This is a genomic window from Lentzea cavernae (assembly GCF_014653695.1).
In the GTDB taxonomy this organism is placed as follows: Bacteria; Actinomycetota; Actinomycetes; order Mycobacteriales; family Pseudonocardiaceae; genus Lentzea; species Lentzea cavernae.
Window position 1 is genome coordinate 224,809 of sequence record NZ_BNAR01000013.1, and the last position, 24,105, is coordinate 248,913.

General features: G+C 69.0%; 19 protein-coding genes. 5 read left to right on the top strand and 14 right to left on the bottom strand.

What is annotated here, in order from left to right:
- Nucleotides 1–21: 21 nt before the first annotated feature.
- Nucleotides 22–675 carry a fasciclin domain-containing protein gene (locus IE307_RS34285; protein ID WP_191303557.1) on the bottom strand — a complete coding sequence of 218 codons (654 nt, stop codon included), beginning with the start codon at nt 673–675 and terminating at the stop codon, nt 22–24.
- A gap of 128 nt (nt 676–803) precedes the next feature.
- Between IE307_RS34285 and IE307_RS34290 the strand changes: the two genes are divergently transcribed.
- Nucleotides 804–1,268: a peroxiredoxin gene (locus IE307_RS34290; RefSeq protein WP_191303558.1), complete on the top strand. Its 465-nt coding sequence runs from the start codon at nt 804–806 to the stop codon at nt 1,266–1,268.
- Nucleotides 1,269–1,332: 64 nt separating this feature from the next.
- On the opposite strand, the gene IE307_RS34295 is transcribed toward IE307_RS34290, so the two are convergent.
- From IE307_RS34295 to IE307_RS34330, 8 genes are all read right to left on the bottom strand, one after another.
- A complete protein-coding gene (locus IE307_RS34295) occupies nt 1,333–4,053 on the bottom strand; it encodes a DUF5682 family protein (RefSeq protein WP_191303559.1) in 2,721 nt (906 codons plus the stop codon).
- Nucleotides 4,050–5,162, bottom strand: coding sequence for an ATP-binding protein (locus IE307_RS34300; protein ID WP_191303560.1), 1,113 nt, complete (start codon nt 5,160–5,162; stop codon nt 4,050–4,052). The genes IE307_RS34295 and IE307_RS34300 overlap by 4 nt, the downstream gene beginning before the upstream one ends.
- A gap of 36 nt (nt 5,163–5,198) precedes the next feature.
- Nucleotides 5,199–6,563, bottom strand: a complete 1,365-nt coding sequence (locus IE307_RS34305) for a VWA domain-containing protein (RefSeq protein WP_191303561.1) — start codon at nt 6,561–6,563, stop codon at nt 5,199–5,201.
- The gene (locus tag IE307_RS34310) at nt 6,560–7,975 is read right to left on the bottom strand and encodes a hypothetical protein (protein ID WP_191303562.1); all 1,416 of its coding nucleotides are present in this window, start codon (nt 7,973–7,975) and stop codon (nt 6,560–6,562) included. Before IE307_RS34310 ends, IE307_RS34305 begins: the two co-directional genes overlap by 4 nt.
- Complete coding sequence (locus tag IE307_RS34315; protein WP_191303563.1) at nt 7,945–8,442, bottom strand: hypothetical protein; 498 nt, start codon at nt 8,440–8,442, stop codon at nt 7,945–7,947. The genes IE307_RS34310 and IE307_RS34315 overlap by 31 nt, the downstream gene beginning before the upstream one ends.
- 116 nt (nt 8,443–8,558) lie before the next feature.
- A complete protein-coding gene (locus tag IE307_RS34320; RefSeq protein WP_229905356.1) occupies nt 8,559–9,854 on the bottom strand; it encodes a tetratricopeptide repeat protein in 1,296 nt (431 codons plus the stop codon).
- Nucleotides 9,851–11,005 (bottom strand): ATP-binding protein, encoded by a 1,155-nt coding sequence (locus tag IE307_RS34325; protein ID WP_191303564.1) that lies wholly within the window; start codon nt 11,003–11,005, stop codon nt 9,851–9,853. Before IE307_RS34325 ends, IE307_RS34320 begins: the two co-directional genes overlap by 4 nt.
- Nucleotides 11,002–11,457 (bottom strand): hypothetical protein, encoded by a 456-nt coding sequence (locus IE307_RS34330; protein WP_229905357.1) that lies wholly within the window; start codon nt 11,455–11,457, stop codon nt 11,002–11,004. Before IE307_RS34330 ends, IE307_RS34325 begins: the two co-directional genes overlap by 4 nt.
- 242 nt (nt 11,458–11,699) lie before the next feature.
- Between IE307_RS34330 and IE307_RS34335 the strand changes: the two genes are divergently transcribed.
- A complete protein-coding gene (locus IE307_RS34335) occupies nt 11,700–12,566 on the top strand; it encodes a phosphotransferase (RefSeq protein ID WP_229905358.1) in 867 nt (288 codons plus the stop codon).
- Nucleotides 12,567–12,599: 33 nt separating this feature from the next.
- Here IE307_RS34335 and IE307_RS34340 read toward each other — a convergent pair whose 3' ends face one another.
- Nucleotides 12,600–15,365 (bottom strand): AfsR/SARP family transcriptional regulator, encoded by a 2,766-nt coding sequence (locus tag IE307_RS34340; RefSeq protein WP_191303565.1) that lies wholly within the window; start codon nt 15,363–15,365, stop codon nt 12,600–12,602.
- A 131-nt stretch (nt 15,366–15,496) separates the two neighbouring features.
- Between IE307_RS34340 and IE307_RS34345 the strand changes: the two genes are divergently transcribed.
- Nucleotides 15,497–15,877: a peptidase inhibitor family I36 protein gene (locus tag IE307_RS34345; protein WP_191303566.1), complete on the top strand. Its 381-nt coding sequence runs from the start codon at nt 15,497–15,499 to the stop codon at nt 15,875–15,877.
- 101 nt (nt 15,878–15,978) lie between these two features.
- On the opposite strand, the gene IE307_RS34350 is transcribed toward IE307_RS34345, so the two are convergent.
- The 4 genes from IE307_RS34350 to IE307_RS34365 form a co-directional block, all read right to left on the bottom strand.
- Nucleotides 15,979–17,445, bottom strand: a complete 1,467-nt coding sequence (locus IE307_RS34350) for an ABC transporter substrate-binding protein (protein ID WP_191303567.1) — start codon at nt 17,443–17,445, stop codon at nt 15,979–15,981.
- Nucleotides 17,442–19,304: a hypothetical protein gene (locus IE307_RS34355; RefSeq protein ID WP_191303568.1), complete on the bottom strand. Its 1,863-nt coding sequence runs from the start codon at nt 19,302–19,304 to the stop codon at nt 17,442–17,444. Before IE307_RS34355 ends, IE307_RS34350 begins: the two co-directional genes overlap by 4 nt.
- 234 nt (nt 19,305–19,538) lie before the next feature.
- On the bottom strand, nt 19,539–20,135 hold the full coding sequence (locus tag IE307_RS34360) for a GTP cyclohydrolase II (RefSeq protein WP_191303569.1): 597 nt from the start codon (nt 20,133–20,135) through the stop codon (nt 19,539–19,541).
- Nucleotides 20,132–21,583: a PfkB family carbohydrate kinase gene (locus IE307_RS34365; protein ID WP_229905359.1), complete on the bottom strand. Its 1,452-nt coding sequence runs from the start codon at nt 21,581–21,583 to the stop codon at nt 20,132–20,134. Before IE307_RS34365 ends, IE307_RS34360 begins: the two co-directional genes overlap by 4 nt.
- Nucleotides 21,584–21,615: 32 nt before the next feature.
- Between IE307_RS34365 and IE307_RS34370 the strand changes: the two genes are divergently transcribed.
- Nucleotides 21,616–23,007 (top strand): OmpA family protein, encoded by a 1,392-nt coding sequence (locus IE307_RS34370; RefSeq protein WP_229905360.1) that lies wholly within the window; start codon nt 21,616–21,618, stop codon nt 23,005–23,007.
- Nucleotides 23,008–23,043: 36 nt separating this feature from the next.
- Nucleotides 23,044–23,886, top strand: a complete 843-nt coding sequence (locus tag IE307_RS34375; protein ID WP_191303571.1) for a hypothetical protein — start codon at nt 23,044–23,046, stop codon at nt 23,884–23,886.
- Nucleotides 23,887–24,105 lie beyond the last annotated feature (219 nt).

The window sequence follows — 24,105 nt, forward strand, 5'->3', positions numbered from 1 at the left end:
GGTGCTGCTGCCCTGGAGATGTCAGGCGGGCATCAGGACCGAGTCGATGAGGTAGACGGTCGCGTTGGCGGTCTTCACGCCACCGCAGATGACGTTGGCGTCGTTGACCTTGATCGCGTTGCCCGAGCCGGTGACCTTCACGGTGCCGGTCTGCACGGTCTTCTGGTCACCCGCGATCTTGTCGGGCGTGATCTGACCCGGGACGACGTGGTAGGTCAGGATCTTGGTCAGCAGCGCGTCATCGGTCTTGAGCGTCTCGATGGTGGCGGCGTCGATCTTGGCGAACGCCGAGTCGACCGGCGCGAAGACGGTGAACTCGGCACCGTTGAGCGTCGAGACGAGGTTGACCTTCGGGTTGAGCTTGCCGGACACCGCGCTGACGAGCGTGGTGAGCAGCGGGTTGTTGCTCGCGGCCACGGCCACCGGGTCAGCGGCCATGCCGCTCACGGAACCGGCGCCGGACGGGACCTGCTTGGCGTAGTCGGCACAGCCGGGGCCGACGAGGTTGGCGGCCGGGTCGGCCATCGCCGCGGACGACGAGGTCGCCGTCGAGGTCGGGGCCGCGCTGGACGAGGTGCCGCTGCTGGCCATGTCACCCGAGCCGCACGCCGCGCCGAACAGGGCGAGCGAGGCGGCGCCGAGGGCCAGGACGGTGTTGCGGACGGTCTTGTTCATGACAGGACATCTCCAAGGGTGATCGAACAGTTGCTGCTCGTGATTCGGCACCCCCTGGAGAGCGGATGGGTGCGGTTATCGACCCGTTACCAACCCATCCGCGCCACCCCCTGACTCGAAGACCTGTCATGGACCGAGGAGACACCGCCCCCGACTTCACGCTGCCCGACGACAACGGGGACCCACGCACCCTGTCCGGCTTCCTGGCCTCCGGCCCGGTCGTGCTGTTCTTCTACCCCGCCGCGATGACGGGTGGCTGCACCGCCGAGAGCTGCCACTTCCGCGACCTGACGGCGGAGTTCGGCGAGGTCGGCGCGCACAGGATCGGCATCAGCCCCGACGCCGTGAGCAGGCAACGCGCGTTCTCCGCCGCGAACGGCTTCGACTACCCGCTCCTGTCCGATGTGGACGGTGCGGTGGCCAGGCAGTTCGGCGCCTGGCGGCGCTTCAGCCCGCTGCACGCGAAGAGGCGCACCTTCGTCATCGACACCGACCGCCAGGTCCTCGCCGTGATCAAGAGCGAGCTGAAGTTCACCGTCCACGCCGACGAGGCCCTCGAGGTCCTGCGGGTGCGCGCCGCCAGGCAGCCCTGAGCCGGCCCGCCGCCCTTGCGGGACAGGACGGCGGGCTTCGGCGGGCGTGACCCGCTTGCCGCGCTCAGGTGGCCAACAGCGCCTCCAGCGCGACCGCGGTGTCCGGATGACGGCTCAGCAACGCCACCCCGCCGGGTGCGGCCTGCCACGCACCCTCACAGCCCAGCAGGTCCGCCACCGCGTCACAGGTCGCCGGGTGGGCGGCCAGCAGCGCGAGGCCCTGTCCGGTGCTCGTGCGCACGGTGACGGGTGCGGGCTGGTCGAGCCAGGGCGGGACCCACTCGTCCAACGCGGGGAGCCGGCCGGGGAACACCCGCCCGGCTTCCCGGATGAGCAGCGGGACGAACTGCGCGCCGCGGGAGCGCAGGGTGCTGATCAGGGTCGGCAGCCACGGCAGCAGCAGCGGGTCCGGCAGGTGCGCGAAGGCGTTGGACATCGTCTCCACCACGAAGTCCACGAGGCTCGGCACCGGCTCCAGGGCGTGCACGAAACCGCTCAGGTAACGCGGATAACTGGGCAGCGACAACGGGTTGCCCAGCAGGTCGTCGCACCGGACGCGCAGCTCCAACCTCGACAGGCGGCCGAGGTGGACCTGGGCGGCCCACAGCAGGGCCACCTTCGACGGCTCCTCCGGGTGGGACTGGGCCACCGCGAGTTCCAGCTGGGTGCGGTCACATCCCAGGGACAGGGCCAGGGACTCCATGCTGAACAGGAAGCCGAGCATCGCGGCCACCTGGTCGACACCCGCCTCCTCCTCGGTGAACGCCGTCGGCAGCAACGTGCAGTAGTGCGCGTAACCGGTCCGCACGAAGGACTCGATCCACTGCGGCAGAACGGGTTCGTTCGTGCGGTAGTAGGCGAGCAGGCGGCGGGACCGGCGCAGGACCTCCGGCGCTCCGTCGACCGTGCGTTCCGCGGACAGCAGTTCCAGCGCCCGCACGCCCAGTTCGCCCGCCAGACGCGGGCTGTGCAGGTAGCGGATGGCGTCCTCGACGGCTTCGAGGACGCTCGCGGTGGTGGCCTGCGGGTCGCAGGCGCCGCGGCGCAGGCGTTGCTCCACGACCTGTTCGACGCTGACGCCCTCGTAGCCCAGTTCGATCAGGGACCGCTGGTGGGTGCCGAGGGCGAGGTCCCAGGACTCCTGGATCGGACGCTCCCCCAGCTTCCGCTCGCCCATGATCGGACGGGCGGCACCGCGCGGCAGCAGGTAGCGCAACATCCACAGCAGGTTCGAGCAGAGTTCGAGCTCCGGCCGGGAGACGATGTCGAGCAACGCCCGCTGCACGCCTCGTTGCTGGAGCTTGAGCTCGAGCGGGGCGAGGCGGTCGTGCACGTCACGGGCCAGCGGCGGCAGCGCGTCGTAACCGACCTGGCCGATCCGGTCGCCGCCCATCATGATCTCGACCAGGCGCCGGACGTCCCGGCGACCGGGGACCACGTCCTTCTCGATGCAGGTGACGGCGGCGTCCTGGAAGTCGTACGGCGTCGGCCGGGCGCGGTCGCGCATGCCCGCCAGCAGGATCGAGGTCTCGAAGACCGCGATCGCGTCGGCGGTGGAGGCCAGGTACCCGTTGCGGCGTACGGCACGCACGATCTCCACGGACCAGCCCAGCAGCTCGGCCTCGTCCAGCCGGTCCAGCACGGGCGGGCGTTGCAGGAAGCCGGAGAGCTGGTCAGCCGCGGAGACGTCCGCGACCGGGCCGGGCAGCGCCGCCTGCTTGCGCGCCTTCTTCCCCCCGGCCTGGCCGGCGAGCTGGAACGGCTTCACCTTGGTGCGCTTGAGGTTCTTGGCCCACTCGGTGGCCGCGATGGACACCGATCCCGCCGCCAGGTCGAACTGCGCCTCGATCGCGGCGTGGCTCGACGGGATCAGGCCGTGCTGCCACACCGTGTCGCTGCGCGGGCTGATCACGAAGCCGTCGCTGCCGTCGACGCCGAACTCCGCGACCCGGCTGGCCGCGTGGAAGGCGCCGCAGACGTACAGGCAGTCCGCCGGATCCGCGCCGGTGGCGGCCAAGTGCTCGCGCATCCGGGTCCACATGTACCGCTCGCGGTCCTCGTCGACCCGCACCCGGCGCGGATCGCCGGGAGCGAGCCGCCGGAACAGGCTGCCGATCAGGAACATCACCTGGCGGTAGGTGTCGTGGTCGCTGTCGCCGAGCGGGAGCTCGACGTACTGGTGCCACCACTCCGACCAGTGCCGCACCTTGCCGTGGTGCAGCAGGTGCTCCTCCAGTTCGGCGAAGCGCGGCCTCAGGTCGCCGATCTCCACGCCGACCGCGTCGCCGTGCAGCGCGTCCTCGCCGGTCTCCTTGGCCTCCGGCGCCTGCCACTGGAACACGTGGTCCGTCGAGCGGTCCACCAGGACCAGCTCCACGCCCGGCATGTCCAGCGCGTACGCGATCGCCTGGTACTCCGCGGACGCCTCGGTGATCGGCGCGACCACCGACAGCGGCGCCCACTCGGCCGGGAACCCCTCGACCTCGCTGGAGAACGCCTGCACCGCAACAGGTAGGCGGCAGTTGCGCAGCTCCGTGAGCAGCGGAGCCATGTCCTCGCAGAGCTCGAGGTAGATCACCTTGGGCTGCTTGTCCCGCAACCGGCGGGCCATGGCCACGGCGGAGGCCGGGGAGTGGTGGCAGACCGGGAAGATCTCCAGCGGTTCGGAGACCGCCCGGTCCACGTCGTCGACCATGCCGAGCAGGATGCCCTCCAGGGCACCGGGCCCGTCGGCGAACGTCGTCGCCGCGTCGTTGAGCTGCGTGCGCAGCGACTCGAAGCTCACGAGAGGGTGGCGATCGTGTCCCGGCCGCCGGCCAGGAACTCCGGCCACTCGCCGCCCTCGTCCTTGCCCCGCGGCTCGACGACCCCGTGCAGGTACTTGTTCATGATCGCCAGGTCCTCGGGCGCCCGCCGCGACAGCGACCCGACCAGCGAGGAGCCGAGCGTGCGCGCGGTGAGCGCCTGGTCGCCGAAGAAGTTGCTGTGCAGGATGGCGTCCTCCAGCACACCGATCTGCTCCGCGGTGGACAGCGCGGACTCCAGCTTCTCGTCGTCGCTGCCCGCCGAGGCCGACGCCGCGCGCAGGTCGGCGAAGCTGCACAGCAACACGTCCAGCAGGGTCGGCGGCACGTCCAGCTCGATCTGGTGCCGGCGCAGCAGTTCCTCGGTGCGGAACCGGACGATCTCCGCCTCGCTCTTCTTGTTCGTCACCACCGGGATGCGCACGAAGTTGAACCGCCGCTTGAGCGCCGACGACAGGTCGTTGACGCCGCGGTCGCGGCTGTTCGCGGTGGCGATGACCGAGAAACCGGGCTTGGCGAACACGATGTTGTCGCTGTCCAGCTCGGGCACCGAGATGTACTTCTCGGACAGGATCGAGATGAGCGCGTCCTGCACGTCACTCGTCGAGCGGGTCAGTTCCTCGAACCGGCCGATGGTGCCGGTCTCCATGGCGTTCATGATCGGCGACGGGATCATCGACGCGCGGGACTGGCCCTTGGCGATCACCATCGACACGTTCCACGAGTACTTGATGTGGTCCTCGGTGGTGCCGGCGGTGCCCTGCACCACCTGGGTGGAGTTGCGGGAGATCGCGGCGGCCAGCAGCTCGGCCAGCCAGCTCTTGCCGGTGCCGGGGTCGCCGATCAGCAGCAGGCCGCGGTCGGACGCCAGCGTGACGATCGCCCGTTCGACGATGCCGCGGTCGCCGAACCACTTCTGCGCGACCTCGCGGTCGAGGCCGTCGGACCGCTCCGCGCCCAGGACGAACAGGCGGATCATCTTCGGCGACAACCGCCACGAGAACGGCTTGGGGCCGTCGTCGACCGACTCCAGCCAGTCCAGTTCCTCGGCGTACTTGAGCTCGGCGGGGGCGCGCAACAGGTCGGACATGAGATGTGGTGCCTTTCGGGGAAGTCAGAAAGGAGGTCAGATGGTGAGGAAGGACTTGAGCTCGTGGACGAGCTTGCGGATGTGGCCGGAGATCACCGGCGTGCCGAGGTCCTTGAACCTCTCGCGGAACCACGGGTTCACGCTGCCGCGGCCGGAGCTCGTCACCGAGCCGACGGGGATGAACTTGGCGCCGGAGCGGTGGATGGCCGCCATCGAGTCGTAGAGCTGCTCGCACTGGGACTCGTAGAAGTCGGAGATCCACACCACCACGGTGTTGCGCGGCTCGGCGATCTTCGGCTGCGTCAGCGCCATCGCGACCGTGCCGTCGGTGCCGCCGCCGAGCTGGGTGCGCAGCAGGGTCTCGAACGGGTCCGCCACCCACGGGGTCAGGTCCAGAGCCCTGGTGTCGTAGGCGATCAGGTGCACGTCCACCTTGGGCAGTCCGGCGAAGATCGAGGCCAGGATGGTGCAGTTGACCATCGAGTCGACCATGGAACCGGACTGGTCCACCACCGCGATCAACCTCTGCGGCGTGGTCTTCCGCGCGGTGTGCCGGTAGTAGAGGCGGTCGACGTAGAGCCGTTCCTCCTCCGGGCTCCAGTTCGTCAGGTTCTTCCAGATCGTGCGGTCGAGGTCGAGGTTGCGGAAGACCCGCTTGGGCGGCACCGACCTATCCAGCGCGCCGGCGGAGGCCTTCTCCACCTGCGTGCGCAGCACCTCGGCCACCTCGTCCACGAAGCGGCGGATCAGCGACTTGGCGTTGGCCAGGGCCACCCCGGAGAGGTTGTCCTTGTCCCGCAGCAGCTGCTCGATCAGCGACATGCTCGGCGTGAGCTGCGCGGCGAGCGCGGGGTCCGCCAGCACCTCGCGCAGGTGCATGCGCTTGACCAGATCCGCTTCCAGGGCACCGAGTTCCGGGCCGATCTGCGGGATCAGGGTGCTCAGGTCCGGCGTGCCGGAACCGACTCCGGTACCTGTCGGGCTCGCCTGACGACCACCACCGCGCAGCTGCCCCGGCTGGCAGCCCAGCGCGCGTTCCAGCCAGCCGGCGTCGGCCTGCCACCGCGACAGCTGCCCGGCGGTGACGGTGCCCGAACCGGTGGCGAAGACGTTCAGCAGCACCTTCGACACCAGCGCGGCCCGCCGCACCTCGGCCGCCTTGTCGCGGTCCTCCCCCGTCCCGGGGACCATCACGCCGTCGAACTCGGCGGCGAGCTCGGGGTGGCGTTGCACGATCGAGTCGACACCGGCCTGCTGGTCGAGCAGCGCGGGCGGCAGGCCGATGTCCTGGAGCACCGCCAGGCTCGCCGACTCCAGAGCGGACTGCTCCTCGTGGTCGAACAGCCGGGACAGCAACCGCCAGTAGAGGACCTGCCGGCGGTTCTCCTGTGCGTCGCTCATTTGCGCAGCAACCTTCCGGCGCGCTCGCGGAGCACCGTCGCGGCGTCGGTCGCGGCCTTCTCCGCCTTCACACCGACCTTGTCCGCCGCGCCACCGGCCCAGGCACCGGCGTGCAGGGCCACGGTCTTCTTGCGCGCGGTGGTCTCGACCGCGAGCGGCTGTACGCGGAACGTGCCCGCGTCCCAGCGCAGCAGGCCGATGCACGCGTTCGACGCCGCCACAGCCTCCGGTGTGAGCGGCCCGGCGGCCGGCACCCGGTCGGTGTCGACGGCGATGGACCGCCCGGCCAGCGAGAAGGTCAGCGCCTCCCCCGACTGCTCGGCGAGGTAGCCCTCCAGGAACACGGGCACGGCGATGCGGGCCGGGTGCCGGTCCAGCGGCGCCGTCGGCAGCGCGCTCGCGGCCGGCAGAGCGACCCGAGCGGTGACGAACGGGTCGGCGGGCTCGCCGGACCGCGCGTGCTCGTCCCGCCACAGCAGGTCGCCCTCGGCGGTGATCGGCATGTCGGTGAGCTCCACGGACCTGCCCTCGCTGACGGCCGTCAGCAACGACAGGTGCGGCCGCAGCAACTGCCAGATCCCGGCACCGATGATCGTGTCCGGCTTCGGCGCCGACACGCTCGCCCGCACCAGGAGGGGCGTGCCGCCGTCAGCCGGTTCGAAGACCGCGTGCACCTGGGCCTGCGCGGCTGTCGCGTGCTCGTGCAGGTCCACGCCCAGCGGCAGGAGCCTGCCGGTCACGGTGCTCACCGGAACCTCCGTCGCACCGGGCAGCGTCAGCAGCAGCGCACGTGACCACAGATCTCCCCAGCGGCGCACCGGGATCCGCTCCAGGGCTGACCCCGGGCACGAGGCGGCCAACTCGGCCGCGAACCCGTCCAGCACCGCGGCCAGTCTGCGCAGGCGGGGTTCCGGCAGCAACGCGGTGATCACCGGCTCGGCGCCGGAGACCAGCTCGTGGTCGATGCCCTGCCACCCGGCCCGCGCCAGGTCGGCCAGCCAGGACCGCGCCGCCAGCAACAGGTTCTCGGCCTGACCACCACCGGACACCGCACCGCCCGAGTCGGCCTGGGCCCGTCCTGTCGCCTGCTCGATCCGCGCCATCAACGCGTCGTGCACGGACCCGAACAACGCGATCCGCGACGCCGCAAGGGAAAGGAAGTGCTCCTCCCCCGCGGCACCCGCCGCCGCCTTCTCCGCGGCCTCGGCCACCTTGGCCCCCAACGGCGACCCCGCCACCGCCTCGGCCAGGGCGACCAGGCCGGCGGCCTGAGCGGGTTGCGGGCGCAACAGCCCGGCCACCAACGCCTGGTCGGCGCCGGCGACGACCGCCAGCACCTCGTCCACCCCGTCGACGGGGTCCGCCAGCAGATCGGCGCGCATCACACCACCGCCCTGGTCGTCGGGAACCACTGCAGCTCCGGCAACGGACTCGTCGTCGCGGGAAGCTCCACATAGGCCAGATGACGCAGGAAGCGGCTGAACACCTGCGCCGCGGCAGCGCTGTCCGCCTGCGACGGTCGCGCCCCGAGCATGAGCGAGCGGATGGCCTCCGCGTCCATGTCCTCGGCGTCCACCCTCAGGTACCGCGCCACCCGCGCCACCCCGTACTGCAGGACGGCCTCGGTGATCAGGGCCCCGATGTGGTTGCAGAAGTAACCCCGCGCCCCACCACAGGGCCGGTTGTTGTTGGTGCTGCAGGCGAACTCGTAGCTCCCGGCCGCAACCGAGGAGACGTACACGCGCTCGATGTCCGACCCACTGGACACCACCCCCTGCAGCCGCCCGTCAGCCAGTTCGACGAACGGCACCTTGGCGAGCTTGCGCGGCCGCGCAGGCGGCAACACCCGCGCAGCACTCGCGCTTTCCCAGTCCGACAACGATTCCTCTCCTTGCCCCCGAACGAGCCGATCCGCCAGTCCGGCGGCACAGGAGAGACGTTAGCGACGGGGTCTGACAATTTTCGCCACAACCGGCAACACCGGAGGCCGGAGAGCTACGTCGTGAGGACAGCGGTCAGGTCGGCCTCGGCCTTCCGGGGCGCCGGTCGCGGGTCAGGACCGCCGAAGCCGGCCACCCGGTCCCAGACCCAGTCGGCCATCGACGCGGCGACGGGCTCGTCGGGACGTCCGGGCCGGCGCTTCACCAGCGCCCCGAACGCGACGACCGCCAGGTGCGCTCCGGCGTCGTCGGTCATGACCTGTTCCCAGATCTCGTCCTCGGGCCAGTCCGGATGCGCGGCGGGGTCGGCCTCGATCGCGGCGCCCATGGCGATGATCTCGGCCGCGGACATCAGCCGGAACGGCTCGGCGAGCCTCCAGGCGGCACCGGAACCGGGCAGCTGGCCGTCGCGCCAGGCCACCAGTTCCTCCGCGGCCATGGACCCGAGCTGGTCGTCCTCGTCGGAGACGCCCGGTCGCAACGTGGCGCGCAGACCGGCGGGCATCACGTCGTCCAACGCCTCCAGCGCGGACGCCAGATCGGTGCCGGCCACCTGGTCGCGGAGCTGCCGCCACCCCAGCTCGATCACCCCGGTGCGGCGGATGTCGTCCATCGTGATGTTCTGGGACTCGGCGTTCTCGACGATTCGCAGCATCGTCCGAGCCGTCCCCACCAGGTTCTGCAGCAGGTCCTCGGTCGGGTCCTCCCGCAGCAGCCGCAGCCCGAGCCGTTCGGCGTCCGCGAACCGGTACTGCACCAGGTAGGCCCAGCCGAGCATCAGGGCGACCCACGAGTTCGCCGCATCGGCCCGGATGGCCTCCTCGGCCGCGGGAACGAACCGGTCGGGCGGCGCGAAGCTCGCCAGCAGATCCGCCGCACGTTTCCCGAACGCCTGAGGCAGCTCGTCCGGCGCCGTCCGAGCGCACAACGCCACCGCCTCGTCGAGTTGGCGCCACCCGTCCTCGTGCTCCCCGCAGAGTGCCTGCGCGAAGCCCAGCTCCATCCAGTCGTCCCACTCCTCCTGCTCCTCGCGCACCACCGTGCGCGCCCACCGCAGCGCCTCGGCGTGATCGTGCCCAGCCGCCGCCAGATGCCGAAGCGCACGAGCCGCGTTGACGAACTGCCCGTCGCGCCGACCAGCCACCCGGAGGTAGAGCCGCCGCGCCTCATCGGCCTCCCCGCACATCTCACGGTGGTTGCCGAGCAACAACGACACACTGCTCCGCTCCGGCTCGACCGCGAGCACCCGCAACGCCAACTCGGCGACCTTGGGATGCGTCGGCTGCGCTGCGAACAACTCCCAGGCCAGATCGAGGTCGCGCTCCAAGGCGTCGCGACCGAAGTCGCTCATCGCATGCCCCGCTCAACCCGGTACGCGCGAAGCTGGCCGAAGGTGCCGTCGTCCACTCCGTACTCCAGCACCGGTGCCACCTGGTCGAACCATGCCGCCGTGGACGGCGTGACACCACCGACCGCGGCGAGCATCGCCTCGGTCGTCACCGGCACCAACTCACCCTTGCCCATCGACTCGACCATCGCCTGCTGCAACACGGTGGTCGTCAGATGACTGAGATCGGCACCGGAAAACCCTTCGGTGGCCGCCGCCACCGCGACGACATCGACGTCGTCAGCCGGCTTGCCCTCCAACACCCCCGCGACGATCGCCGCCCTGGCAACCGCGTCCGGCGGCAACACCAGCACCGTCTTGTCGATCCGCCCAGGCCGGCGCAACGCGGAGTCGATGTCCCACGGCCGATTGGTAGCGGCGAGGAAGTAGACCCCGTCGTTGACCCCGGCCACCCCGTCGAGCTCCTCCAACAACTGCGTGACGATCATCCGCATCGACTGCGACCCGCCACCACCGGAACTGCGCCGCCCACCAAGCGCGTCGAACTCGTCGAAGAAGATCACACAGGGCGCCGCCGCCCGCGCGTCGCGGAACACGCTCTGAATCGCCTTCTCGCTCTCCCCGATCCACTTGCTGAGCAAGTCGGCAAGCGTCACGTGGATGAAGGACGCCCCAAGATCCCCCGCGATCGCCCTGGCGATGAACGTCTTGCCACACCCAGGCGGCCCGTACATCAACAGCGACCCACCGGGCCTCTGCCCGAACGCCGACGCAATCCCAGGATTGCGCAACGGAGCCAGGAACGCGGTGTCCAAATGCCGCTTGACCTCAGCGAGCCCCGCCACGTCGTCCAGCGTCACCACAGGCCGTTCGGCATCCCACAACAACGGCGGAACAAGCGCACCGCTGCCCTGACCGTCCACATCGGACGGAGACGGACTCGAGGCCCGCAACCGCGCCGCCATCAACCGCGCACGCAACAACCGAACCCGAGCCGTATCACCACCCTGCTCCTCGAAAACCCTGAGCTCAGCAGCGGCACGCCCCAGGTCCTGCTCCAGCAACAACGTCACGAAGTCCTCACGCAACGCCAAATTGCCGGGATCGGCCTGCACCTCGAGCGCGATCAACTCGACGAAGTCGTCGCCCTTCACCGGCCGGCCCCTTCGACCCACCCCTTGAGCAGCCCCAGGTTGGCCAGCGGGATGTAGTGCCCGAGCCGCGGATGGTCCAGCGTCACACCGAAAACACCGACCTGGCCGAACGAGGCGACGTAGTCGATCGCAGCCGGCACCGGCACCCCGAACAACGGCACGCCACCTTCCGCGTCAGCCAATCCGAGGGCCTGACCGGCCTCCTTAGCCCGAGTGGCACTGCTGTAGAGGCAGATCATCGACCCCTGCTCGGCGGCCACCGCATAGGGACGGGGCTGCTCCGCCGAGCCCCGGGCGAGGAAGAACCAGTGCTCCAACGCCGTGACCTGCCGCCACAACGCGATCTGCGCCGTCGTGTCCCCCGCCGGCGCCGCCCTGATCGCCCCGTCAAGACGATCCAGCTCGGCGACCACCTCAGGGTTGTTGTCCTTGATCATTCGGTTCTCTCTCATCCGCTGTCCCCGGTACCGGTCCTTGAACGTGCGCACCTGTCCGGTTTGGAGTCCAGACAAGCACGCCGCCGATCAAGATGCATAGGCGACCGACAAATCATCGCTTCACGATCACTCGGTGTGTCCGGCCCCTCACGTACCCGATGGGGTTAAAGACATCGCGGGCGTCTCGCTTGGAAAAACTCCAAGCGCTAAAACGAGTAGCGGAGCACGCTCGACGCGCCCAAAGGTGAAGGGATCAAGTGTCACATCAACCTGACCACTCACCGGTCCCAGGCAGCCACACGCTGAGCCCACACCTCAGCGACATCAACGCCCAGTTCCGGAAGTGGATGCGCGGAAACCTCGACCGCGCCGCACAGCACTTCAAGCTCACCATCACCGGCCAACCCCGACTCGGGTGGCAGGACCGATCGATCAGCGCGCCCGCCCGAAGCGCCGGCGAACAGCTGTGGTTACGAGTGGTGTCCGAGGAGAAGCAGTGGATCGAAGGCGAGTTCTGGACCGGCAACCTCGAGGCGAACGCCTTCGCCACCCTGTCCAAACCCCGCGTCATCGACGTCGTCGAGTGGGAACACGGACGACAACAACGCGCGGAGCTCATGACCTTGATGCCGGGGTCGCCGTGCTCCCGCACCGACGTCCTGCGCCACGCGATCGACCTCCCAGACGAGTGGTGGTCGGAACTGCGCAGAACAAGCGACGCGCTCGCGACGATGCCGACCAACCGCGTCAACGCAGACCAGGCCTTGGTCACCGGCCGCACACAGCAACAACTGGGCAGCTGGATGAACCCCGTTGTGCGCCACTGGGAAACGGTGCACGGTGACCTTCACTGGGCGAACCTGATGGGCCCTGAGTTCAGCCTGCTGGACTGGGAGTCGTGGGGCCGTGGTCCGGCCGGAACGGACGCGGCCACTCTGCTCAGCTACAGCCTCCTCGTACCGCAGGTCGCCGAGCGAGTGCGGAGCACGTTCGCGGACGTGCTAGCGACCGACGCCGGGGTGCTCGCCCAGTTCTACGTGGCCGCCCGGCTGCTGCACCGCATCGACAGGGGCCACCACCCCGACCTCGCCGCGCCCCTCAGAAAACATCTCGACACCTTGTGACAACGCAGCCCGACCACTCACAGCCGGGACGGTTCACACCGGATCGGCATGCGGCCGCCAGATCGCCTGGTCGGCCAACTGCTCCTGCAACCGGGCGTGCCGGAACTGGTACACCGCGCCGACCTGCCGCAGCACGCCCCGGCGGTGCGCGTCGTCGAGAAAAGCCATGAAACGCAACGGGATGTGGCCGCGAGCGGCGAGCCACAACCGAGTGCAGGCGAACGCGCCCCAGGCTCGGGACAGGCAGACGCTGAGCCCGACGGCCAGCCCGCACAGACCACCGGCCGCTACCGCGTGGGCCACACCGGGCACGTCCACGATCACCTGACCGCCGATCAGCGCGCCGGCGACGCCGTACGTGACGATGCCCGGCTTCGGCGCGAAGTACCGGCCCAACAGGCCGGCGGCGATGCCACCGGCCAGGCTCAGCACCACGTCGAAGCGACCGTCCAGGACCTGCACGGTCGGTTCGTCCTGGGTGAGGCGGAGCGCGAGGCCGTAGAACAGGCCGAGCGACACCGTGAACGCCAGCGTGAACGCAAGGGCGGCGGCGCGGTCCTGGCGCAACACCGCGCCAGGGCTGGACACCCGGTTGGCGTCCAATGGGGCGCCGAGCCAGACGTGCACGCCGACAGCCAGGCCGAACACCGCCGCGACGAGCCCGATCACCCCTGCCGGCAGCGACCAGCCGAAGCCGAGGCAGGCTCCGGCTGCCGCGCCGACGGCGAACCGGCGTGTGAACCGGCCGGCGTTCCCGGTGAAAGTCGCCTCGACCCGCTGCGGGCCGGGTCGGCGGCCGATGCTGTGCGTGACGACGCCGGCGGCACCGAAGGACGCCCCGTAGATCGCCGCGGTGACCGGGTCCGCGGCCAGCAGACCGGTGAGCGCGAACAGCAACGCGGGGGGAAGGCCGAGGTAGAGGCCGACGACGAAGCGCGGCACCGCCCGGTCAAGGCGCCACCAGGCGAGGTCGCGGGTGTGTTCGCGTTCGAGCCGCCGGGCGAGGAAGGACAGCCAGCGTTCGACGTGCTCCGGGGCGTAGTCGCACGTCCGGCCGAGCCGGGCCGGCGGAGACGGACGGCGTGCGTACACGGACGGCAGGTAAGCGTCCAGCAGGTGCCTTTCAACCGCGGCACGGTCTGGGAACCGCTCTGCGTCGCAGAGTTCGCCGGGGTTGGTCGCCGGGTTGGCGTAGGCGCTGCGGGCGAGGTCGACCATCAGCGGTGTGCGCAGCGCTTGGGCGAGCACTCCGGCCGGCTCCTGTCGCAGCCGCTCGACCAGCGGATGCCAGCGGGTCTCGCCGAGACGGCGGCGCGCGGTCAGGAACTCGACGGCGTCCTCGATCTCCACCGGCTCGATCTCCACGACCGCGGCCCTCGTCAGGAACGAGCCCGCCGCGCGCACCGCCAGCTCGTACTCGGCCCCGCGGCAGGTCACCACGAGCGGCCGACCGGCGCCAACGGCCTGGTCGAGGGCGTCGATCGCGGCCGTGTGCAGGCCAGGCGGCGTCTCGTCCAGCCCGTCCAACACGGGGATGACCCGGCCTTCGAGCACCAGGCGCAGCCCGGCGTCCCGGCCGTAGACGGCGGTGTTGGCCAGCCCCGGGTACTCCTCGACCAGCCGCCGGGCCAGCCAGGCGTCGAGGTGCTCGTGACGCGGATTCCACGACGCCAGAGTCAGCAACACCGGCACCGGCTCGCCCGGTGGTTGATCGGCGAGCAAGCCGAGGGTGAGAAGGATGGCCAGTACCGACTTGCCGGCGCCGGGCTCGCCGAGCACCACCAGCTGCCGCGACGGGATCCGCCGGAACTTGGCCACCACGTCGGTCAAGTCGCCGCTGAGCACCAGCCGCTCCGCGCTGTCGCCGGGGCGTTCGCCCAGCACCGCCGAGGCCGCGGCGGCCACCTCGCGTTCTGTGCTCGACCAGCGCAGCGGCACCGGCTTCGGCCGCTGCAACGACCGCATCTCGGCCTCGGCCGTCCACTGCCGCGCGATCGCCGCCGCGAGCTCCTCGGCCGCACGGTCCAGGTCGCCGGCAGGAGCCGGCTTCGCGCGCTGCGGCGGGTTCTCACCGCGGAGGATGCGTTCGTGCAGCTCACGGACGTCCGCACTGGGGTCGATGCCCAGTTCCTCGGCCAGTCCGGCTCGCAGTCGCTGGAACACCTTGAGAGCTTCAGCCTGCCGGCCGGCGCGGTCGAGCGCGCGCATGAGCTGAGCATGCGGCCGTTCTCGCAGCGGATTCTCCGCCACGACGTCGGCCAGTTCGTCGACGACCTCGCGGTGCTGTCCCAACGCCAACTGCCAGTCAACGCACAGCTCGAACGCGTCCAGGCGCTGCTCGTCCAGCCGCGCCGCGCGCCCGGCCAGAACACCGGCGGCGAGCCCGTCGAGCGCCGGGCCACGCCACAGTTTCAACGCCATCCGGATCTCGCGCACCGCCTCGCGCAAAGCGCCCTCGGCGGCTTGCCGTCGCGCCTCGGCGACGTGCCTCGCGAACCGCAGCAGGTCGAGCTGCTCGTCCGCGACGACGAGCCGGTAGCCAGGGCCGTCGGTGACGATCAACCGTTGCCCCGCGTCGCCCAGCCGGTCGCGCAACGCCGACACGCAGTTCTGCACCTGTTTGACCGCGGTCGCCGGCGGCTCGTCCTCCCACGTCGACTCGATCAGTCGCGCCATCGGCACGACCGCGCCCGGAGTCAGCAGCAGCGCCGCGAGCACCCGTTGGTGCCGCGTGCCCGGCAATGCCAGCCGACCCCGAGCCGTCCAGATCTCCAGTGTCCCCAGCACACAGAAGTCCATCGGTTCCCCTCCCCCAGGACCCCGATCGTAGCCAGTTGACCTGCGGGAGGACGGCGCGATGACGAAGCGAGGACGGATCCCGGCAGCGTGGTGCCGGGATCTGACACACCCATCAGCAGAGGGGAAAACTCATGAGGAACAACCGACTCGTCGCGGCCGCGGCCGTGGTGGCGGCCGGCCTGATCTCGATCAGCGGAACCGCGACGGCGACGGCCGCACCCGCGGCATCCGGGTTCGACCGGTGCGCGGACGGCAACTTCTGCCTGTTCGAGCACATCGACGGACAAGGAAGGGTGATGGGCACCAAGCGGGCGCAGAGCACGTTGCCGCTGGACTTCGACAACATCACCTCGTCGATCAGGAACCGGACCGGACAGAAGTGGTCCGTCTACACCGAGAGCGGCTTCCGCGGGAGGTGCCTGACCATCGCGGCCATCTGGACCGGCAACGTCACCCAGTACGACATGAGCGACAAGATCAGCTCGATCCGTCCTGGCGCCTGCCCGGCCTGACGGAGTGAGCAGGGGCCTGCCTCACGCGGGCAGGCCCCTGCTCGACCGCGCGGATCAGCAGCGCCCGGACCTCCAGGCATGTGCGGGTAGCCGCCGTGCGGTCAAGCCGTCGACAGGCTGAGGAACTCCGCGGTTCCGTCCGCGCGCAACTTCATGATCGGCACCGCCTTGTCCACAGCCGTGCCGTCCTTGTCGAACGACAGCCGCCCGCTGGCTCCGGGCACCGACATCGTGGTGTGCAGGCGGTTCTTCGTCTGGAGCACGTCCTTCGCACTGACCACGTCCCCGGTCTTGCCGGTCGAGTAGCGGATCGCGAAGACCCCGGTCAGCACCGAGTCGTAGGCCATGATCGCGGCGGCGTCCTCCAGCGCGTCGTCCGGGAACGCGCTGGGAAAGCAGTACGAGCAGATCTTCTCCACGAAGATGAACGTGGCGTCCTTCTCGAACGCCTTCGGCTCGCGGCTCCACGCCTCCGGGTGTGCGAGCGTGGTGAACACGACCTCCACCCCGGACTCCAATGCCCTGCGGACGACACCGTCGCCGAAAACGGCGGTGGACACGTCGTCCCCGGTGAGAACGATGATCGGATGTTCCTGGCAGCGACGTCCGGTCAGCTGGGTGACGAACGACGCGAGGTGCTTGCCGCGGCCAGCGAAGAACACGACCTCCGGCTTGCTGTTGCAGATGTTCGGCATCATCTGCAGGAACGTGTTGTCCACACTCGGCAGGCTCGAGTCGTAGAGCTCGGTCTGCCCGACCAGTTCGTGGTCCTGGTCCGGGAAGTGGTCGGTGAAAGACCTGGCGAGCGTGGCCGGATAGAGGTCCGACTTGCTGTCGTCCTGCACCAGCAGAGCTTTGTGCGCCTTCGGTTTGATGTAGCTGGCGACTGCCTTCGCCTGTCCGGAGTTGGTCGGCGCCATCCTCAGCAGGTTCGGGATCGTCCGCAGGTCGTCCGATGTGACGGTCGAACCCAGCATCAGGATCCCCCGCTCGGAGAGGCGGTTCATCGCCTTCCGCGCGTTGTCGGTGCTGGTCCCCATTCCCGCGACCGCCACGAGGTGATCGGGCGCGGCCGTCCTCGCCAGGAGTTCGTCGACGACGGGTTCCCACGCCGCGATCTGGCTGCCCGCGTTGGCTATCAGCAAACGGACCCGCGGCAGATCGCCGGCGACGCGGTCGTGGTTGGCGCGGTACTGCGCGAGGTAAGCGCCCTGCAACTGGTGCTTCACCCAGCTCATCGACACCGAGTCCTTCTCCGTCACGGTCATCTGCGCGAAGAAGCCGATCGTGACGTAGGGCTTTTTGGAACGCAGAACGTCCTCGTTCTCCTCACGGATGCGACGCTGGACGTTCGCGAGCGCCGGATCGAACTCGTAGCTGCCGTCCGTGACGCCGACGCATTCACCATCACGATGCACAACGCCTTCGGCACAAGTGCGCGCGGCGTTCAACACCATCGGCACTGCGGCACCGCCACCGGCGAGGAGCGCTGCGACGGCGATGAAGATCCAGGGAGTTCTCCTGCGCCACCAGGGTCTGGGAACGTTCGGGGTGACCAACCTGCTCACAGCAAGCCCTTTCGATATGCTTCCGCGCGATCCTGGAGCGCCAGCGTCCCCGCGCCGTGCACCTGGATCGCGATGTGGTCGAGCGCCGTCGCGATCGTCTGCCGCAGCGTCCTGAACGGATCCGCGAGCGGATCTCCGTACAACCACTGCGCCGCAACAAGACGGGACAACGCCCGGGAGTTCTTGGCGTGCCTGGCCGTGCCGATGAGCTGCTCCACTTGATCGCGCGGGTCGGCGTCCGGGGCCAGCCGGTTCGGAGCGGCCGTGATGGCGTCAAGGTCCTGGAGCCATTCCCTGCCGGCGTCCTCGTCGAAGTGGACCTCGTCGGCGTCGAGCGGCCCGCTCAGGTGAGCGACGACAGCCTCGATGTTCCCGAGGGCGAGGTCGTGGTAGAGAGCGTCCACCGGGCTGTCGTGCTTCTCCTTGCGCACCTGGCACTGCGTGTGGACCCTGATCCAACTGGCCCGGTGGTCGTCGGGACGCACGGCCAACTGGTGCAGCAGAACGCGGCGCAGCCAGGGGTTCAGCACCAGCCGCCCGTCCTCCCTGTGCACCCAGAAGTTGTTGACCAGCGGCGCTTTCAGCGCGTGCAGGCCGTAGGCCATCTCGGAGCCGAGCACCTTCGTGTCCGCGAGGAGCTCGATGCCGGGCCCCGCGCTGGCGGTGACCAGGTCGTCCCGCTCGGTCCTGCTCCCGAACTCCTGCAACAGGTACTCCGTGCTCTCCTCCGCGAGCCCGTCCAGCACTGAGCGCAGGTCGGCCGTAGTGGGAGAGCCCGGCAACGCGGTGGCCACACGACCCACCGCCCACGGCAGTCCTCCGGTCAGCCGGTGGACGAACGACGCGTGCGGAACCGTCAGCTCGGCGGTGTCCTGCTCAGTGAGCTCACCGAGCAGGACCAGGTACCAGGGCGAGTTCAAGCGTTCGGGATCCGTTCTGTCACCCGCCACTTGGGCGGGGCGGCGCGGAGGCTCGAGCGCGGTGCCCCGCTCGTCGGCGATTCCAGGCCGCTGCCACGCGTCCCGCCACGACGCGTTCCACTCCCTGCTCGTCGCGACGAACGCGATGGGGTCCTCTCCCCTGACCCGCTGGAGCACGCCCAAGAACGCCTGGCCTGATCGCGCATGGCTGTTGTCCAGCAACGCCAAGCAGTTCGCAGACCTGCGGGCACGGTTGACCCAGCCGGCGAACGCGTACCGGAGATCGGCGAAGAACGCCTTGCCGAACGTCATGTCGACAGCGTCGTCGTCGACGCCGTCACCGATCGCCGTCATGAGATCGGTGAGCACCGACTGCGCGTCACCCGCTCCGATGGTGCGGAACCGGTTCGACAGCCGTCGGCCTTCCGCCGCCGCGATCAGCTTCACCAGCACGTCCACGGCGCCACCCAGTTCGGGCACGGTGCCCGCCTCGGTCACCTTGCGCGCCAGATCGCCCATCCTCGTCGCGAAACCGACTGTGGGACTGACCTGGTCGATCACCGCACGCAGCTCGTCACCGACGCGTGCTCCCGCACCGGCCTCCGTTTTCCTGGCGACGACCGCCGCACACAACGAGACAAGCGGAAACGGCAGTCTTCCGAACTGCGAGCAGGTCCTGCTCAGTCCGACAGCAAGCTTCGAGAACACCTCGTGGGGACGCGCGTCCGGATATTTCTCGAAGTCGAGGAGGCCCCTGGGCACATGCCCGGCGAAGCTCTCCTCCAGCGCGTTCACCAATGCCGTCTTGCCGGCACCCCTTGGTCCGAGCGCCACCACTACGGGCAACGGCCGGTTTTGCCGGTCCGGGCGTTTGACCAGCTCATCGACGAGCTGGCCGATGCCTCTCACTCCGGCGAAATGGTTTTCTTCCTCGGCCATGACCCTCTCAACGCATCACTCCAGGTTCGATGAGCGAGAGAGTATGGTCATCTTCTTCTTCAGCTGTAAAGCCCCAAACGAATCCAAACCCCTTGCGCGGCAACCATTTCCGTTGTGGCTCGGATGGAATATACGCGCACTACTGGATGCCTCGCTGGAATAGTGGCCAATACAAGGACAGGCTTCGTCGTCTACCAAGTTTGCGAAGTTGACGCGAAGCAACTGATTTGAAGTTCAGTCCGCCTGCGCGGTCACGATCATGTGGCCGAACTGCCGTTTCGCTTCCAGGTACGCTTGCGCGGATTCGCTCACCGGCACCGTCCACGTCTCCCGCTTGACGTCGATGTCGTTGTCCTGCAGCGCTTTGACCTTGGCCGGATTGTTGGTGAGCAGCCTGACGCTTTCGAGGTTCAGCCGGTGCAGCAATTCCGCTGCTGCCTCGTAGGACCGCGAGTCATCAGGCAGACCAAGAGCGCGATAGCTCGTGAACGTGTCCGTGTGATGCTCCTGGCTGTACGCGTAGCCACGCGCCTTGTTGCGCAACCCTTCGCCGCGGCCCTCCTGGTCGAGGTAGATCACCACGCCGGCGCCCTCGGCGTCGATCATCTGGAGCGCGGTGCGCAGCTGCGCTCGGCAGTCGCAGTCGTCCGACTCGAACACTTCGCCGTACACGCACCGCGAGTGGATGCGAACCAGGCAGTCGTTCTGCGGATTGCCGTACACGGCGGCGGTCGCGGGGTTGTGGCCAGTCTGGTCCTCGGCTGCGAGCACGGTGACCCTGAACTGGTTCCCCTTCCGCCACAAGGTGTGTTGAAACAGTTGCTCAGTCATGAAGTTCTTGCTCCAGGGATGCCGACCACACGGTCCACCTGCTCCTGCGCCGGCATCGAGTCGGCGACTCCGCCGTAGGACTGCGACGCCGCCATCGCGGCGGTGGCCCATTTGAGGTCTCGTTCGTCGATCTTGCGGTTCTTCTCCAGCAGCTTGAGGATCAGCGCTGCGCTGAAGGCCTCCCGCGCGCCGGGGGTGTCTCTCATCGCGGCCGGGAACTGGGCGATGTTCGCCTGGATGTACTCCGACCGGATGAGACAGCCGAACTCCTCGGTGATGCAGACTCCGTGCACGCCGAGGGTGAGCAGACTTTGCGCGAGTTCTTCCACGGTGATGTCCCGTTTGGCACTGGGAAGCAGATCGCGCAACTCCGCCTGGGTGCCGATGAGGTAGTCGATCTTCGAGAAGTGCTCGTAGAGCACCTGGGGGTTGGGCAACGCCGGTGAAGGGCGCACCACGACAAGAGGTTTGCGGGCCTGGTTGCCGATCGAGTCCAATGCGGACGACACGACCTCCGCCTGCGCCTCGAACGTCAGCACGACCGCGTCCGTCGACTCCAGCACCGCGCGCACCCCGCTCGCGCTGACGTCCAGCGGGTCGAGCCTGACCTCCGCGGCGTTCATCCACGGGACGTTGGCCGATCCGCCGTTGCGCAGCAGGAAGACGGCGACGACCGGGTTGCGACCGGCGGTCATCTTGATCAGGTTGATCCGCACACCCTCGGCAACGAGGTAGTCCAGCAGCTGACGACCGCGGTCGTCATCGCCGACGGCCGCGACGAGGTGCACGTCCATACCCAGACGAGCACTGGCGATGGCGTGGTTGAGCCCCTTCCCGCCAGGGCTCTCCTCGAACACGTCGGTCGGTGCCGCGCTGCTCGCGGTGGGCAGGTGGTCAACCAGGAAGATGAAGTCCATGACAGCGGACCCGATCACCGTCACGGTGGGCCGCGAGTGGTCAGCCTCCGCCGCTGTGGCGTCCAGCACCGAACTGCCGACGCAGAGCTCGGCGAGTTTGTTCAGCGACTCCGCCTCCAAGGCAAGGCGCAACGTGCGCACGGTCGGCGGTTTCGGAGGGCGGCTCTCCCCGAGGAGGTCGTGCAGTTCAGCCCAGCGGTCTACGAGGAGGCGCCGCCGCTCACCGACGTCGGCCGCGTAAAGGTCTGCGAGCCCAGGGGTGCCGGCGAACCTCTCCTCGATGATCCCGAGCGAGAGCACCACGTCCACGACCACCAGATCGGTCGTTCCCAGCTGGCCCGCCATGACGCGGATGGCCTCGACGGCCGCCTCCGGCGCCGAGGCACCGGTGGTCCGCACGACCTGGCGGACGATCGGCAGTTCGAGCACCGGCTCCACGTCGACCTCGGTCGATCGCAACCTGTCCGCGCTCAACCCGGACCTCGTGCGCAGCCGCACCAGCACGCTGCGTACGCCGTCGACACCTGACATAGGACCGACCATCGCGACAGGTTACTCCATTCGTGGCGCAGTTGTCGCCAACCTTCGGCAGTTGCCGGTCAGAGTCTGACACCTGCGCGATCAGCGTGCTGATGAGAGGTATCGGCCGACTGTTGCTGCACTTGAGAGGCAACTGCCCGACAAGTGTCGTCCAGTTTTTGGCAATTGACGCGACGGATTGGCAACTGTCAAACTCGAAGTGCAGGAGTGCCGACGTCGGGGAGGCCACCATGCGGCAGCTGCGCACCACCTCAACGGCGTTCGCGATCGCCGCAACGGTCGCCTTGACACTTCCAGCCTGCGGCCCTCGCACGGGCGAGTCCACGCATGGGCAAGGAGATCAGATCGTCGTGGTCGCGACGGCGACCGCGCACGAGCCCAGGCCGTCACTCACCCCGCGCAGCGCGGAACTCCTGGATACCGTCGCGCAGAGCCGCAACATCACGGACGGGCGCAACGGCAAGAGCAGTGTCGCCGTGATCGCCTCCGCCGATGGCGCAGTCCACGAGACGATCGTGCTCACACCCAGACGAGCGAACGGCGCGATCGAGCACGGGCTGCAGCGCGACGCCCTCATCGAGCTGAACCTGACGCGCGTCGCAAGCGCCGTGAGTGCGATCGGGGCACGTAAACCGGTGGACCTGTTAGAGGGAACCGGAAACGCGGTCCGCGGCCGGACCGCCGGCAACCTGGTGATCATCACCAGCGGCCTCAGCACGACAGGCGGCTTCGACCTGCGCCAGGTCGGCTGGAACGCGGATCCTGCCGTGACAGCCGAGCAGTTGCGGTCTCGCGGGTTGCTACCCGACCTGACCGGGTGGCGCGTCCTGTTCACCGGCATCGGAGAGACCGCCGGCGCGCAGCCACCGCTCACCATTCCCTCCCGTGAGCGCCTCACCGCTTACTGGACGGCACTGTGCCAGGCGGCGGGAGCCGCGTCGTGCGAGATCGACGAAAGCCGGGTCGACCACGCCCCTCCGAACTCGGACGCGCCCGTCCCGGTCGTGCCGGTACCCGGCATCACCTCCGTCACCGGGCCGGACGGAACAGAGCGCACCACCCTCCTGAACGACGTGCTGGGCTTCGCCGGCGACTCGGCTGAGCTCTCCCCGTCCGCACGCGAACTCATGCGGCAGTACGCGGCACGGGTCACCGCGAAGCTCGCGTCACGACCGGACGCAGTCGTGACGGTGCGCGGCTACACCGCAGACCCACCAGGTTCGACGGAAGCGGGACGACAGGAACTCTCGAGCCGGCGCGCCCAGGTGGTCGCGGACGCGTTGCGCGACGGAGGTGTCCGCCACCGGATCGAACACTCCGGCGGTGGCAGCGCGCCGGGAATGACCGCGACGGCCACCGGCACGTTCGACGAGACGATCGCCGGCCAGATGCGCAGAGTCGAGATCACCTGCTGACCAACACCGATCACCAACCCAGACGGGAGGCACGTCATGCACGACAACGACAGCACGCCCAACCTTCCGGTACCGCGCGACGCGGTCAGCGGGTACCTCCGCTCCGAGGTCGCCACGCGTGCCCGCCTCGCCGTCCGGATCGAACAGCTGCACGCCATGGCCGACGCGGTCATGGACCGGCAGGTGATCGGGCCCCGCGGCCACGTGCTGACCATCAGCGAAGTCCAGCAGCGCGCCCACTGGGCCGCCGAGAAGGTGGACATGGACGAGGTGCGCGGCAGCCGCCGCCACTTCCGCGTGTCCCGTTCGGCCAAGCTGCTGTCGCTGGGTCTCGTGGTGGTCGTGGACTTCCCGATCATGTTGTGGCTCGCGAGCTCTGTCTTCAACGTCGACTGGTCGGATCCCCTGGGACTCCCCCTCGCCATCAGCTTCGTGATCTCCGTGCTGGCGACGGGAGGTGCCGCGGCAGCCCTCTACCACCTCGGGCACGACCAGCGTGAGAACAAGGACGACCGCAGGCAGCTGACTTGGTCGAAGATGTCGGCGGGAGCCAAGATCAGCCTCGTCGCGGCCATCGCGCTCGTCCTGCTCATCGCGGTCGTCATGTTCGTCCGCGTGTACTCCGAAGGCGTGCTGAGCGGACTCGACGGCCTGGCGGCGCTGCTGGCGGTGCTCGCGGCGTTCGTCATGCTGATCTCGGCGGGCCTCGTCTTCTGGACCGCCTTCCTCGACGGCTCGCTGGACCGCGATGACCTCGAGCGCTACAGCCAGATCGTGCTGACCCACGAAAACCTGAAGAGGACGTTCGTGGACGAGGCGGACAACCTCGAAGCGCAGTACAAACGGCTGCTCTACAGCGGTGAGGACCTCGTGACGTGAACTCGTCCGCCCGGCGCCGAATCCGGGAGATGCCGCCGATGAGCTCGATGGGTGCCGTTCCTCATTGAGAGCCGTCGCTCATGAGGAGGCAGCTACGCAGCACCGAGCAGGCTCACGAACGCAGATTGGCCACCATGGTTGCCGTGGCCAATCTGCAGGCCCTGCCCACACCAGAACTGCTGACGCTGATCAGGCGTGTGGCGCATTGGCGGTGCTCTC

What these genes read in the sequence shown, in the direction of transcription:
- IE307_RS34290 (WP_191303558.1), top strand. Translation starts at nt 804, where the DNA reads ATGGACCGAGGAGACACCGCCCCCGACTTCACGCTGCCCGACGACAAC.
- IE307_RS34365 (WP_229905359.1), bottom strand. Translation starts at nt 21,583, where the DNA reads ATGTCAGGTGTCGACGGCGTACGCAGCGTGCTGGTGCGGCTGCGCACG.
- IE307_RS34340 (WP_191303565.1), bottom strand. Translation starts at nt 15,365, where the DNA reads ATGGACTTCTGTGTGCTGGGGACACTGGAGATCTGGACGGCTCGGGGT.
- IE307_RS34320 (WP_229905356.1), bottom strand. Translation starts at nt 9,854, where the DNA reads ATGAGCGACTTCGGTCGCGACGCCTTGGAGCGCGACCTCGATCTGGCC.
- IE307_RS34330 (WP_229905357.1), bottom strand. Translation starts at nt 11,457, where the DNA reads ATGAGAGAGAACCGAATGATCAAGGACAACAACCCTGAGGTGGTCGCC.
- IE307_RS34345 (WP_191303566.1), top strand. Translation starts at nt 15,497, where the DNA reads ATGAGGAACAACCGACTCGTCGCGGCCGCGGCCGTGGTGGCGGCCGGC.
- IE307_RS34300 (WP_191303560.1), bottom strand. Translation starts at nt 5,162, where the DNA reads ATGTCCGACCTGTTGCGCGCCCCCGCCGAGCTCAAGTACGCCGAGGAA.
- IE307_RS34305 (WP_191303561.1), bottom strand. Translation starts at nt 6,563, where the DNA reads ATGAGCGACGCACAGGAGAACCGCCGGCAGGTCCTCTACTGGCGGTTG.
- IE307_RS34285 (WP_191303557.1), bottom strand. Translation starts at nt 675, where the DNA reads ATGAACAAGACCGTCCGCAACACCGTCCTGGCCCTCGGCGCCGCCTCG.
- IE307_RS34360 (WP_191303569.1), bottom strand. Translation starts at nt 20,135, where the DNA reads ATGACTGAGCAACTGTTTCAACACACCTTGTGGCGGAAGGGGAACCAG.
- IE307_RS34375 (WP_191303571.1), top strand. Translation starts at nt 23,044, where the DNA reads ATGCACGACAACGACAGCACGCCCAACCTTCCGGTACCGCGCGACGCG.
- IE307_RS34355 (WP_191303568.1), bottom strand. Translation starts at nt 19,304, where the DNA reads ATGGCCGAGGAAGAAAACCATTTCGCCGGAGTGAGAGGCATCGGCCAG.